At 60.1% G+C, this 12,307-nt stretch carries 10 protein-coding genes; 3 read left to right on the forward strand and 7 right to left on the reverse strand.

All coding sequences use genetic code 11. The features are described from left to right. Window positions 1-11 precede the first annotated feature (11 nt). From purE to proC, 4 genes are all read right to left on the reverse strand, one after another. Complete coding sequence (purE, locus tag IDL90_RS07250; protein WP_187994919.1) at window positions 12-512, reverse strand: 5-(carboxyamino)imidazole ribonucleotide mutase; 501 nt, start codon at window positions 510-512, stop codon at window positions 12-14. Between the two features lie 117 nt (window positions 513-629). Continuing rightward, window positions 630-2,477: an AMP-dependent synthetase/ligase gene (locus tag IDL90_RS07255; RefSeq protein ID WP_316930308.1), complete on the reverse strand. Its 1,848-nt coding sequence runs from the start codon at window positions 2,475-2,477 to the stop codon at window positions 630-632. A 119-nt stretch (window positions 2,478-2,596) separates the two neighbouring features. Then, window positions 2,597-5,290: a valine--tRNA ligase gene (valS, locus tag IDL90_RS07260; RefSeq protein ID WP_187994920.1), complete on the reverse strand. Its 2,694-nt coding sequence runs from the start codon at window positions 5,288-5,290 to the stop codon at window positions 2,597-2,599. 91 nt (window positions 5,291-5,381) lie between these two features. Next, on the reverse strand, window positions 5,382-6,197 hold the full coding sequence (gene proC, locus IDL90_RS07265; RefSeq protein WP_187994921.1) for a pyrroline-5-carboxylate reductase: 816 nt from the start codon (window positions 6,195-6,197) through the stop codon (window positions 5,382-5,384). A 190-nt stretch (window positions 6,198-6,387) separates the two neighbouring features. Here proC and IDL90_RS07270 point away from each other — a divergent pair, with 190 nt between their 5' ends. Next, window positions 6,388-7,038, forward strand: a complete 651-nt coding sequence (locus IDL90_RS07270) for a helix-hairpin-helix domain-containing protein (RefSeq protein WP_187994922.1) — start codon at window positions 6,388-6,390, stop codon at window positions 7,036-7,038. Continuing rightward, on the forward strand, window positions 7,019-8,515 hold the full coding sequence (locus IDL90_RS11715) for a ComEC/Rec2 family competence protein (RefSeq protein WP_187994923.1): 1,497 nt from the start codon (window positions 7,019-7,021) through the stop codon (window positions 8,513-8,515). Before IDL90_RS07270 ends, IDL90_RS11715 begins: the two co-directional genes overlap by 20 nt. Before the next feature lie 41 nt (window positions 8,516-8,556). Here the strand turns inward: IDL90_RS11715 and IDL90_RS07280 are convergent, their stop codons facing one another. After that, window positions 8,557-9,870 carry an SLC13 family permease gene (locus IDL90_RS07280; RefSeq protein ID WP_187994924.1) on the reverse strand — a complete coding sequence of 438 codons (1,314 nt, stop codon included), beginning with the start codon at window positions 9,868-9,870 and terminating at the stop codon, window positions 8,557-8,559. Between the two features lie 179 nt (window positions 9,871-10,049). On the opposite strand from IDL90_RS07280, the gene holA reads away from it, so the two are divergent. Then, window positions 10,050-10,985, forward strand: a complete 936-nt coding sequence (gene holA / locus IDL90_RS07285; protein ID WP_187994925.1) for a DNA polymerase III subunit delta — start codon at window positions 10,050-10,052, stop codon at window positions 10,983-10,985. A gap of 32 nt (window positions 10,986-11,017) precedes the next feature. On the opposite strand, the gene rpsT is transcribed toward holA, so the two are convergent. Further along, a complete protein-coding gene (gene rpsT / locus IDL90_RS07290) occupies window positions 11,018-11,278 on the reverse strand; it encodes a 30S ribosomal protein S20 (RefSeq protein ID WP_182141075.1) in 261 nt (86 codons plus the stop codon). A gap of 202 nt (window positions 11,279-11,480) precedes the next feature. Then, a complete protein-coding gene (locus IDL90_RS07295; RefSeq protein WP_187994926.1) occupies window positions 11,481-12,209 on the reverse strand; it encodes a hypothetical protein in 729 nt (242 codons plus the stop codon). Window positions 12,210-12,307 lie beyond the last annotated feature (98 nt).

The following is a 12,307-nucleotide window of genomic DNA, read 5'->3' on the forward strand; positions in this document are numbered from 1 at the left end:
TGTGGAACTGACTAGGTAGTAGGCGCGAATTTCTTTGTGAGGGCGGCGTCTTTCGCCAAAATCTTGGTGCGCTCAGCGGACCTGGAGTCCTCAAGCTTCTGTGCCAACTCTGCGTCTTCGACTGCCAGGATCTGCATGGCGAGCAACGCTGCATTAGCTGCTCCGTCGATTGCGACGGTTGCGACAGGCATGCCCGGGGGCATCTGCACGGTTGAAAGTAGGGCGTCCAAGCCGTCAAGTGCGGACGCTTTGATTGGAATGCCAATAACGGGCAATGTCGTGTTTGCGGCAACCGAGCCAGCAAGGTGTGCGGCTTTCCCGGCGGCTGCAATGATCACTCCGAAACCATTGGCGCGAGCGTTTGCAGAGAAATCGCGAGCTTGCTCAGGGGTTCTGTGTGCGGAGTAGACGTGTGCTTCAAATGGTACGGAGAACTCTTTGAGCTTCTCCAGTGCTTTCTCGACTACGGGTAGATCGCTGTCGCTACCCATTATCACGGCAACCTTCTTCATCTGCTTCCTACTCCTGTTTGTTGCAGGGGGTCCTAAAAAGCTCTGATGTCTGATTTATACAGCATGCTGTGGGGATGGAGCTGTCGGGCCCTAACATACGGACCCGACAACAACGTCCTAGCTCTGCTCTGCAGGTCCCCCGTAGAGTGCGTCGATATCCGCACTATGGCGCTTCAAAACCTCGCCACGCTTCATCTTCATGGAAGGCGTCATCAAGCCATTTGCTTCCGTGAAGTCTGTGCTGAGAATCTCGAACTTCCTGATTGACTCAGCGCGAGAGACGCCCTCGTTCGCCCTGTCAATTGCCGCAGAAAGTGAAGCGCGGATCTCCGGGTGACGAACCGCCTGGCTGACAGTCATTGGGTCGAGGCCCTTGTTCTTCAGCCAGATTGGCATCATCTCATCGTCCAGTGTTATCAAGGCGCCGATGAACGGACGCTTGTCACCAACGACAATCACTTGGCTGATGAGGGGATGGCCGCGCAGGGAGTCTTCCAAGGTAGAGGGAATGACATTCTTGCCACCGGCGGTAACGATGACTTCCTTCATGCGACCGGTGATGGAAACATAGCCATCACGATCGATCCACCCCAGGTCTCCGGTGCGGAACCATCCGTCCTCGTCAAACGTGGCAGCCGTGAGGTCAGGCCGATTGTGGTAGCCCTGGAAGACTGCTGGACCCTTGACCAGCACCTCTCCCTCATCAGAAATCTTGGTGCGCATCGGGGGCAGCGTGGGGCCAACCGTCCCAATCTTGGTGAGGTGAGGTGTGTTGACGGACAGGGGGCCGGTGGTCTCAGTGAGGCCATAGCCCTCCTGGATTGGCAGACCAGCACCCCGGAAGAAGTGCGCCAGACGCTCCGATAGGGGTGCGCCGCCCGAAATAATGATGCCCACGTTGCCGCCGACCATGCTGGTCAACTTCGAATAGACGAGGGCGTCCCCGGCCTTGCGTTGCATACGGAGCTGTCTGGACGGGCCCTCCGGGGTGTCGAGGGCTTTGGAGTACTCGATGGCTACGTTTGCAGCCCAACGGAAGATCGTCTTCTTGGCACCTGTGCCCGCTTTCGCGTCCGCAGAATTGTAGATCTTCTCCAGAACTCGGGGGACCACCAGGAGGAACGTGGGGCGGAAACTTGCCAGGTCCGGAAGGAGGGTCTTGATGTCCGAGGTGTGGCCAATGACGCCCTCGCCCGTGACAACGAAAACCTGCAGGAAGCGTGCCAGGATGTGCGCAAGTGGCAGGAAGAGCAACATGCGCGAGCGGGGGAAGTCTGCGACCTCGGGCATCCACAGGTGTGAGTTCTTGTTGAGGTCGGTGAAGTTGCCATGGGAAATAACGGCACCCTTGGGGGTTCCTGTGGTTCCGGACGTGTAGACAATGGTTGCCACTGAGTCCAACGTGAGCTGGTTGGTGCGCGCCGTGACCTCGGCTGCAGGAACTGAGACGCCAGCCGCCTCCAGCTCACCCATGGCCCCCTGATCCAGGGAGAGTATGGTGACTTCTGCGTTTACGTCCTCGGCTGCTGCGGCAACCAGGTTCGCCATCACCACCGATTCCGTGACAGCAAACTTTACCTTCGCATCACTGATAATGTGCTCGATCTGCGCCTTTGAAGAGGTCTCATAAATGGGGATTGGCACTAGGCCGGCAGCCCAGGCAGCGAAGTCAAGAACCATCCACTCGTAGCGGGTTCGCGACATGATTGCGACCGGGTCCCCAAACTCCAGGCCCATCCCAATGAGGCCCTGGGCAATCTTGTTGACGTACTCCCAAAACTGCCCGGCGGTAACCGTCCGCCACGTCCCGGTGATTGGCTCTTTAACTTCGGCCAGGGGGCGGCGCGGCCCCTTCTGCACGCGTTGGAGCAGGGCATGGGGCAGAGTGTCCTGGTCGTCGACGCGGGCCAGCACTGGCGCAGTCCACTCCAGAGCCTCGGTGCTGACAAGGCCCTCAGCGTCGATTTTCTCAACTAGGACGGCGTCACCAAGCGGACTGGCCTCCGCGCCGATGCCCTCTTGTGGATCTACGTTCGGTTGTGGATCGCTCACATTTGCTCCTCTTGTAGGTGGGCGTTGCGTGCTCAGCCCCTGTTGCGCTTCGGTGGTGTTCCCAGTTCAAAGTCGGTGACGGCAAACTCTGTGGTGTCTTCAGTCCCGACGAGGGCGAAGACGCCCTCGGACTTCGTAGCAGCCTTGAGGTCTTCCTGTACCGAGTCCAGCAAGCCAATCTGCGTGTTGGGTCCGGAGAGGGTGACACTCAGGTAGGGCGTGCGTGGGGAGACCTTTGCTTCAGACTTGACTCGTCGCAACTGAATCAAGGCGGCTGAAGTGGCTTCCAAGACCGCTGGGTCACCGCCCGTGCGGTAGTCCTCTGCAACTGGCCAAGAGGCGACGTGCACGGAGCCATCCCGGTACCAGGACCAAGCTTCCTCGGCGGAGAAGGGGAGGAATGGGGCGAGAAGGCGAACAAAGGCGTCGACGCCCAGGGCGAGGGTCGCCCGAGCAGAGGCTGACTCTTCGGTGCTCCACTGCCCAGCCGTGTTGTAAGCACGTTCCTTCACCAACTCGATGTAGTCATCGCAGAAAGCCCAGAAGAAGGTCTCTGTGACTTCGAGGGCATGGGTGTGGTCGTAGTTGTGGAACGAGGTCGTTGCCGAGTCGACGACCTCAGCCAGAGTCGCCGAGACTGAGGCGTCCACGGGGACTGTGACACGGGCCGGATCCAGGTCAAGCGAGCCATCGGTCGCGGCCATTGACAACGCAAACTTGGAGGCATTCAAGAGCTTGATGGCCAGGCGGCGGCCGATCTTCAACTGCCCCTCATCAAAGGTGGCATCCGTGCCAAGACGCGCCGAATCAGCCCAGTAGCGAACCGCATCCGAACCGTACTTCTCAAGCAGGGCCATCGGTGTAACCACATTGCCCTTTGATTTGGACATCTTCTTGCGGTCCGCGTCCAGGATCCACCCGGAAATGGCCGCGTTGGACCAGGGGAGGCAGTCGAACTGCAGGTTAGAACGCAGGATCGTTGAGAACAGCCAGGTGCGCAGAATGTCTTGGCCCTGGGCACGCATATCCATCGGGAAGACACGTGAGTAGAGGTCTGCGTCACGTAGCCAACCCGTGGGAATCTGCGGCGTCAGGGAAGAGGTGGCCCAGGTGTCCATGATGTCGATCTCAGGCTGGAAACCCCCTGCAACACCGCGCTGATCAGCGGTGTAACCAGGAGGGACGTCGACGGTGGGATCAATGGGGAGCTGCTCAAAGTCGGGGACGAGGACATTGTCGTAATCGACCTCGCCCGAATCGTCAATGCCATACCAGACCGGGAGGGGAACGCCGAAGAAGCGCTGACGGGAAATCAGCCAGTCGGTGTTGAGGCCGTTGACCCAGTTCTCATAGCGCACCCGCATAAAGTCGGGGTGGAAGTTCAGTTCGCGACCGCGTTGCAGCAGCTCTTCGCGCAGGTCAACCGTGGCGCCACTGCGCGTGTATTCGCGGCCACCATTACGCACGTACCACTGGCGGGAAGTGACGATCTCTAGCGGCTTGTCGCCCTTCTCAAAGAAGTTCGCCATACGGTTGGTGGGCGTCGGTTCGCCGACGACGTCACCGGATTCGACCAGGGCCTCGACGATCTCCTTGCGGGCAGAGAAGGTCGTCTTACCAGCGGTGGCTGCAAACAACGCTTCGCCCTCGGGCGCGGTAATCCACGCCGGGACTTCCCGGGTGATGCGACCATCCTTGTCGAGGATGGCCCGAAGAGGCAGGCGCAACTCGCGCCACCACTGCACGTCGGTAATGTCGCCGAACGTACAACACATCGCGATGCCCGCGCCCTTGTCCTTCTCAGCAAGGGGATGGGCGAGGACGGGGAGGCGAACCCCGAATCCCGGGGACGTGACGTAGGTGCCGAAAAGGTCCTGATAGCGCTCATCATCAGGGTGGGCAATCAGGGCGACGCAGGCTCCCAGAAGTTCGGGCCGGGTCGTTTCAATCTCGACATTGCGACCCGCCGCGTCTTCACCAACTTCTGCTGCATCGCCGTGGAAAACCAACTTGTAGTAGTGGCCCGGGTACTCACGCGCCTCGACCTCGGCCTGAGCGACAGCGGTTTGCAGCGTGACGTCCCAAAGTCCGGGGGCCTCAGCGCGGTACGCTTCGCCGCGAGCGAGGTTCTGGAGGAAAGCAGCCTGGGTGACCAGGCGGGCGTCGGCGCCGATGGTCTGGTAGGTCATTCCCCAGTCAACAGAAAGGCCCAGGTAGCGCCACAGTGACTCAAACTGTGCTTCATCCTCTTGGGACAAGCGCTCGCACAGTTCAATAAAGTTCTGTCGGGAGATGGGCTGCTGATCCGCAGCCTTGATTGACTTGCCCTCCCCGCCCTCGTACGGAGGTTGGTAATCCGCCACGTACGGCAGCGTTGGTTCGCAGCGCACTCCGTAGTAGTTCTGGACGCGACGCTCAGTTGGGAGGCCGTTGTCATCCCAGCCCATCGGATAGAAGACCTTCTTACCCATCATGCGCTGGAACCGCGCCATGGTGTCGGTGTGGGTGTATGAGAATGCGTGACCGATGTGGAGAGAGCCCGACACTGTGGGGGGAGGCGTGTCGATAGAGAACACTTCCTCGCGCGTTGCATCACGGTCGAACTTGTAAACCTGCTGATCCTCCCAAGTTTGCAGCCACTTGTTTTCCAGGCCCTCGGTAACAACCCGGTCCGGCACCTCGGGAGCGGACAGTGAGAGGGGGAGGGACTGATCGGGTCGGGACATGAGGTTTACTCCAAAAAAGTGTGTCGTTGTTGCCGGGGTCAAAATTACTTGGGATTGTCCCGTGGTCCAAACGGTTGGGTCGGACCTCTCGTTATGGGTGGCCCAGTTCCTTGTCTCTAGCGACGACCGCGTCCACGGCGTCGACGAGGGCGGGGCCCAGTCCGGCGGCCTGCGCAGCCAAAAGACCAGCGATGGTGGTACCACCCGGAGAGCAGACGCGGTCGACCAGCTGGGCTGGGTGTCCGCCCTCTTCCAGGGTGCGGGACAACATGGCTGCGGAACCCAGCATTGTGCTGCAGGCAGCCTTTGTGGCCTGTTCTTTGGTGAGGCCGTGCTTGACACCGGCATGGGCGAGGTCGTCGACAATCTGGAAGAACCAGGCGGGTGACGATCCGGCCATGGCTGTGAAGACACCGAAGAGGTACTCATCAATTTGCATGGTGGTTCCGACACTCTCAAAGAGGGTGACGACTGCTGCGACCTGCTCATCGGTGGCGTCCGCACTGCCGCATACGGCAGTCGTGGCGTGGCCGACAATGGCGTTGACGTTGGGCATGACGCGCACGACAGGGAGGTCGCCTTGACCCAACCCCGACAGATCCTTCCCGATGTCGGCGAGTGTGCGGCCGGCAGCAATGGAAACAAGGATCTGGCCGTCAAGCTTGGGGAGAGAGTTTATGGCGCGCTGCTGGACCTGGGGCTTGACCGCAAGAACGACCATATCGGCTCCGGCGACGGCATCCGCTGCACTTGCGGCAGAGCGGCCACCAACTGCTTGGGCTGCAGATTGTGCTGCGGCCTGGTTGGGATCAAAGAAGGTGAACTCCCAGCTGCCCGGCTGGTGGGTTGCTGCGCCCTCGGCGATCGCACGCCCCATGACACCGGCCCCGATAAAGGCTACTTTCATGTGATTCCTCCTTGGTCCCCTTGATTCTAGATCCACAGTGCAGGGAATCCGGCGCAATCCCCAGGCGCGGACATTAGCGATGGACACGGAATCTGCTGCGGGGAACGATTTGAGTCACTCACTTGCGACAGTGAGCACTGCCAGCGGAGGGCGCTGCGCGGAGACGGCACATTTGGACAGGAGCATAGAGGTGGGTGGGAAGCACAGCAGCTACGCGGCGGACGGGCGTCTGCGCTATCGCATGACTCCGGTGGTGGCAGTAGGGCTCGCCCTCGTCGTTGTCCTCCTAGCGACGCTCGGTCTCTGGCGGGGCGTGGCGGGTGATGCTCAAAGCATGGGCCCGGGGTTGCCCGTGCAGTCGGGCGGCGCTGTCCAAGACATGGGATACGGCCTCGCCGGAACAAGCGTGGGGGAAGGTGACGGGTTGATCGTGCATGTTGTGGGGGCCGTGAAAGAGCCTGGAATTGTCGAACTGCCCGCGGGTGCGCGCGTAGTCGATGCCATTGATGCGGCTGGCGGGGTTGGTCCGGATGCGGATACGGGTGTTCTGAACCTGGCGGCCTTCGTTAGCGATGGGACACAAATTACGGTGCCAAGAGCGGGTGAAGTTCCTCCCAGTGGTGAGGTTGCGAATGCGGTTGCCGGGGTCGGATGCGTTGATCTGAACACCGCATCCGAGGAGGAGCTGCAGACATTGGACGGGGTGGGCCCCAAGATCGCGGCTAGGATCGTCGCCTGGCGCGATGGGGCCGGTCCGATTCAAACAGCAGCGCAGTTGACCGGTGTCCCGGGGATTGGAAGTACCCTTGCTGAGCGAATCAGTGCCGGAACCTGCCAGTGAGGCCGTTCCCCGCGGTGTTGATTTGCGGCTCGGGACGCTCGCTTGCGGGACTTGGGTCGGGGCTCTGCTGGGGGTGTTGGAGCAATCCTGGGTGGTGATCGTGGTGGTTGTGATCGGAGTTCTTACTGCCCTCTTTTCGCTACGTGACATCGGCTTGATGCTGAGCATTGCAGTGGGTCTACTCGGTTGTTTGGTCGCGTGCTTCGTTGGTGCACACGTTCGGGGCGACTGGGAGCAGGTGGCGACCGCGTTGGAGCGCAGCGATTCGGAAGTCAGCGTTGTTGCGCGGGTGATCAGCGACCCGACGGTGGCGTCCCAAAACTGGGGCGAACCTGGCTGGCGATTTGCCGTGGAGGCCGAATCACGGGTGCGACTCTATGTCAGCGTCGCTAGTGGAGACCTAGGCGGAGCGCGGTTGGTTAGAGGCACGGTCTTACGACTGCACGGAACACTTGAGACGGAAGGGAGTCCTGGCCCGCCCGCACTGGGATACCTACGAGCTTCAGGGGTGCAAGAGATTGAGTCGGCTCCACGGTGGCAACGATTCGTTGCGAACCTGAAGTCCACCCTGTCCCAGATCAGTGAGGCCAAGGCGGGGTCTGCCGGACCGTTGATCGGGGGGATGGCAATCGGTGATGACCGGGGACTGAGTAAGGAGACGAAGGAGGCGATGCTGACCACCTCACTCACCCACCTCACGGCGGTTTCAGGCTCCCACATAGCGATCTCACTCTCTGTCATTTCTGTGCTGCTACCGGGGCGCCGGCGGATCAAAGCAGTGGCAACCTGGTGTTTTTTGGCGACGATGGTGGTGGTGGTTGGTCCACAACCCGCGGTACTGCGCGCGGTTGGCATGGGGGCGCTGGCTGCGTGGGGTTTGATACTGGGAAGGGGCGGTCAACCGCTTGGGCTCTTGTTTGCGGTCACCGCGGGGACCTTGCTTATCGACCCGTGGAGCACAGTTTCTCTAGGTTTTGCACTGTCAACACTGGCGACGGCCGGAATTCTCACGGCAGGGCGCGGCTTGACCGGGTGGTTGAAGCAGACCGTGGACGACTGGTCGGGAGGCATCAAACCAATCGCCCAGGCTGTAGGCGAGGCCGTGGTGATCGCAGTGGTCGCCCAGGCGGTTACGCTGCCGATCCTTGCGCTGGTTAACCCGTGGCTGCCGACTTGGGGGGTGGTCGCAAATCTCCTCGTCGCTCCTATTGTCACCCCGTTGACACTACTGGGCTTAACTGCGGCCGCAACCTGCCTGTGGTGGCCTGCGGCGGCGAATGTCTGCGCATACTTGGCGGCACCTTTGGCCCGCTATATGGAAGCCACTGCCCTCCGCGTGGCCGGGTGGCCGCTGGCGCGGCTGGCTTGGCCAAGCGGCATTGCGGGGCTGCTAGCCGCCGCGGCCGTCATAGTTGCGATCGTACTGGTGGGATGGGCTGGCGCGAGGGCGCTCGGACGAGCACGGGGGTCCGGCTAGGCCATAGCGCGCCGGTTGGGCATTAGCGGGCCGGTTAGGCCTTAGCCACCCCAAGGCGGGAGGATCATTGTCGCCCACGCAATGATGGGCACGGCAACGATCAAAACCCAACACCAAATGAAGAGCTTCCTGTAGACATAGTTGCTCTGGTACGAGGCATTAGCAACCGCTAACGCCCCATTTGTGGAGAAGGGTGAGACATCTACGGCCGATGATGCCACCGCAAGCGCCCCGATCAACATTGTGGCGCTCAGTGCTGCGGGGCTTCCATCAGACATGACCAGGAACGGGACCGAAAGGGGGATCAGTGCGCCAAGAATGCCGGTAGTGGAGGCGAAGGCAGAGACTAATGCTCCGACGAAGAGGATGATGATGGCTGCCATCTTGGGGTTGCCAAGGCTCGCGGCTCCGTCGCCTACCCACGCGATGATGCCCTGGCGCTCAAGCATGGACACATAGGTGACGATGCCGCCTACTAGCAGAATGGTTTCCCAAGCGATCTGTCTGATGGCGCCCTTTGCTGAGTTAGGGAACAGCAGCGTGAGAACTGCCCCGACGGTGAGAGCAGTGAGGCCAACGTCCAGGCCGAAAACAAGGACCAGGAGGGCCATGATGGCAATACCTGCAAGGGTTGCCGCGCGCTGGATTCCGAACTGGTGACGGGGACGCCTGGCGAGTATCCCGTGGCCATTTTCTTCACTCTGACTCTGAGCGGTGCCAGGGTTAGAGGGGGCGGGTCGGCGGTACATCAGCCATGTGATGACTGTGATGACCAGACTGACCGCAAACACCACTGCCCAAGTGACTGACGGGTTATACAGCGTTCGCAACTGCTCGCCAGAACGCTGCACGACGGAGTTGACGATAACACCGTAGACACCCATCGGAGAGAAGGACCCCGCTGTTGCGCCTTGAATAATGGCTTGGGTCATTGGCAGAGGATTGAGTCGATTGCGCCGTGAGAAACTCAGGGCAACTGGCATAAGAATCGCGGCAGCCGCCGGTGTTGCCGCGCCGATGGCGGTCAGGACGGCGGTTACGACGAACATGATGAGGGGGAACACGGATGCGCGGCCACCAACTATCCGCAATCCCCAGTTGACCAGCCAGCCCACGGTGCCATTGTTTGTGGCTATTGCGAAAAGGTACGTCACCCCCATGAGCGTGAAGAAAAGACTGAGTGGGAAACCCTGCTGAATCTCTTGAACGGACTCTCCGAAAACCAGGGGTCCGACGATCGTTGCTGCGACGATCGCCGCAATACCCATCTGCAGCTTGCTGACCGTTCCGATCACGAAGACGAGGGCGAGGACAAGCAGCGCAATTACAGCCGTTGTTGCATCTATCTCAGGCATTTAGACCAGTCCACAACATTTATAAACAATACGCGCACCCACAGCTTCGTCGTGTGGGTTTGTGTCGGAACCTGCCGCTAGGGTTGCTTTCAAGGGTTCCCACCAAGACGGGTGGGAAGCCTGTGGGACTAGTAGTGAAGGGTGGTTGGAAATTGAATTCCCAGCAAAGAGGCCGACCGTTGCCCCCACCCGCTCCAATCACGCTGATTAGGGGTGGTGAGGACGCCCTGGTTTTGCGCGCTACCACTCAGATTCGTACAGCGGTGCAGTCCGTTGCGCCGGATGTAGAGATAGTTGAGTTCTCCGCTCAGACCTATGAAAAGGGGGAACTGGCAACACATGTCTCCGGCTCCCTGTTTTCGGATGAGCGACTCCTGATTATCTCCGACTTGGACAAGATGAGTGATGATTTCGCGCCGGACTTTGAGAACTACGTCAAGAATCCGGCTCAGTCGGTCTGGGTGATCGCCCAGCACCGCGGTGGAAACAAGGGTGCGCGGATAATTCGGGCTCTCAAGGCGGGCAAGTTTCCAGAGATAAGCGCTGCGCCGGTGAAGGGTAACGAGCAGAAGGCAGAACTTGTTGCTGATGAGGTCCGTAGCGCAGGGGGCAGCATAAATCGCCAAGCTGCCAGGGATCTGGTTTCGGCCCTTGGGGGCGAACTGGGCGAGCTGCTTGCCTCTGCCCGTCAGCTGGTTGCGGATTCCGGTGGTGACATCACTCCGGATGCTGTGCGGATTTTCCACCAGGGTCGGGTTGAGACCCGCCCATTTGAAGTGGCGCAGGCCCTTGCAGAACATAATTCCACGCGAGCGCTGCTTTTACTGCGTCAAGCCCTTGGAACCAAGGTACTACCGGTGGTCATTGTCGCGGCTTTGGCTAGTGAGTTCCGCCTGATGGCAAAGGTGAAGATACCCGGTGTCACAGCCGCAGAACTGAAAGTTCAGCCGTGGATGCTCGACAACTCTCGCAAGAGGGCCCGGGGATGGAATGAAGAACACCTGGGTAAGGCCATGCGGATCATCGCCGATGCGGACGCGGCAGTTAAAGGGGAATCCCGCACCCCGGAAGCTGCAATCGACCTGTGCATTATGGAGATTGCACGGATTCGATAGGCTCCCGAACTGCGGGATTGACGAAACCCTAGTTACATCTGGTTTACAAGCCGGGACAGCTTTGACTTGCGCTGCGCCGCCTGATTGCGGTGAATAACGCCCTTCGAAACAGCGACGTCCAGCTTGCGGCAGGCTTCACGGAGGTTGGTTTCAGCCAAGTCCTTGTCACCGGCTTCGACTGCTTCACGAGTCTTGCGAACAAACGTCTTCAGTTCGGACTTGTAGCCCTGGTTGCGGACGCGACGCTTCTCGTTTGTGCCAACGCGCTTCTTCTGCTGCTTGATGTTTGCCACTCTTAGACTCTCCTCAAAAAAATGTTCATAGTTCTGGTCGATGAGGGGTGAGGTCTGACCGGGGACTGGGCGTGGGGACACCCGCGATCGGTCTAAACCTGGTCCCACGCTCAACCACACGCGCGAGTCCAATCGCCAACTTTATCAGTCGTTCCTTGGCTGTAAATGGCCTAGACCACGTGCAACTGGTCACGCGGCCTCTCTAGAACGGCCCCGTCGAGAACAAGAGGACAAACAACGTCACTGTAGCGGTCACCATCATGACGGGGATCGAGGCCGCGACCGCGACGAAAGAGACCACGAGGGGTCTCAAGTCAAACCGCACCCATCCGGGTTGCTCATTGCCCCCCACGAGGACGCGAATGGAGCGCTGTGCAGCTTCAACCCTGGGCAATGGTGTCTGCCGACGGACAGAAAATTCGGTGGATGCACGACTGATGCGCTCTGCAGCTTCCACCGAAATCGTCCCGTCAGCCCGGGCTCCGGGTGCGATGGATCCTGACGTTGAAGTAGGACCGCCCTCGTCCTTAGTGGAGCCACTGTTGATGTCCGGCGTGGCGCGTTGATTCATGCCACTGGTGGGACGTTGGTTCGTGTCCGCTACCAAACCCCATGTTTGGCCTACGGCGGGACCTTCACCAGCCCGGTTGATGCGCCAGCGGAGGAATGCCAGTGCGATCCAGCACAGCCAAGAGATAGCAACGATGATGAGCGGAAGTGTTCCCCGACCGGGTGCTACCCGCTGAAGCAGGAACGCCAGGATTGTGGCTCCAAAGTTTGTTGCGCCGCTGAGGATCAAGAGGAGAAACCCCGTGGCACTCAGAGCGCGACCGGCAAAACTTGCCAGGTTGAGCATCGCGCGCCCATGGGGAGTTGATCGACTTTGCGGCGGCAGAGGGTCAAGAATGTAGTCCTCAAAACTGTTCGCCACAGCCGCCTCCTCGTCTGTTTTCTAGTCTACCCACGAGCCTTGCTGTGGAAAGGTCACACCGGGGCCGTTAGAGTTACGACCTTGCCCGTGGCAAGCTT

The sequence above is a fragment of the Schaalia sp. JY-X159 genome, assembly GCF_014525425.1.
In the GTDB taxonomy this organism is placed as follows: Bacteria; Actinomycetota; Actinomycetes; order Actinomycetales; family Actinomycetaceae; genus Scrofimicrobium.

Excerpts from the sequence above, each read along its gene's own strand:
- purE (WP_187994919.1), bottom strand. The coding sequence starts at position 512 with ATGAAGAAGGTTGCCGTGATAATGGGTAGCGACAGCGATCTACCCGTA.
- valS (WP_187994920.1), bottom strand. The coding sequence starts at position 5,290 with ATGTCCCGACCCGATCAGTCCCTCCCCCTCTCACTGTCCGCTCCCGAG.
- proC (WP_187994921.1), bottom strand. The coding sequence starts at position 6,197 with ATGAAAGTAGCCTTTATCGGGGCCGGTGTCATGGGGCGTGCGATCGCC.
- IDL90_RS07280 (WP_187994924.1), bottom strand. The coding sequence starts at position 9,870 with ATGCCTGAGATAGATGCAACAACGGCTGTAATTGCGCTGCTTGTCCTC.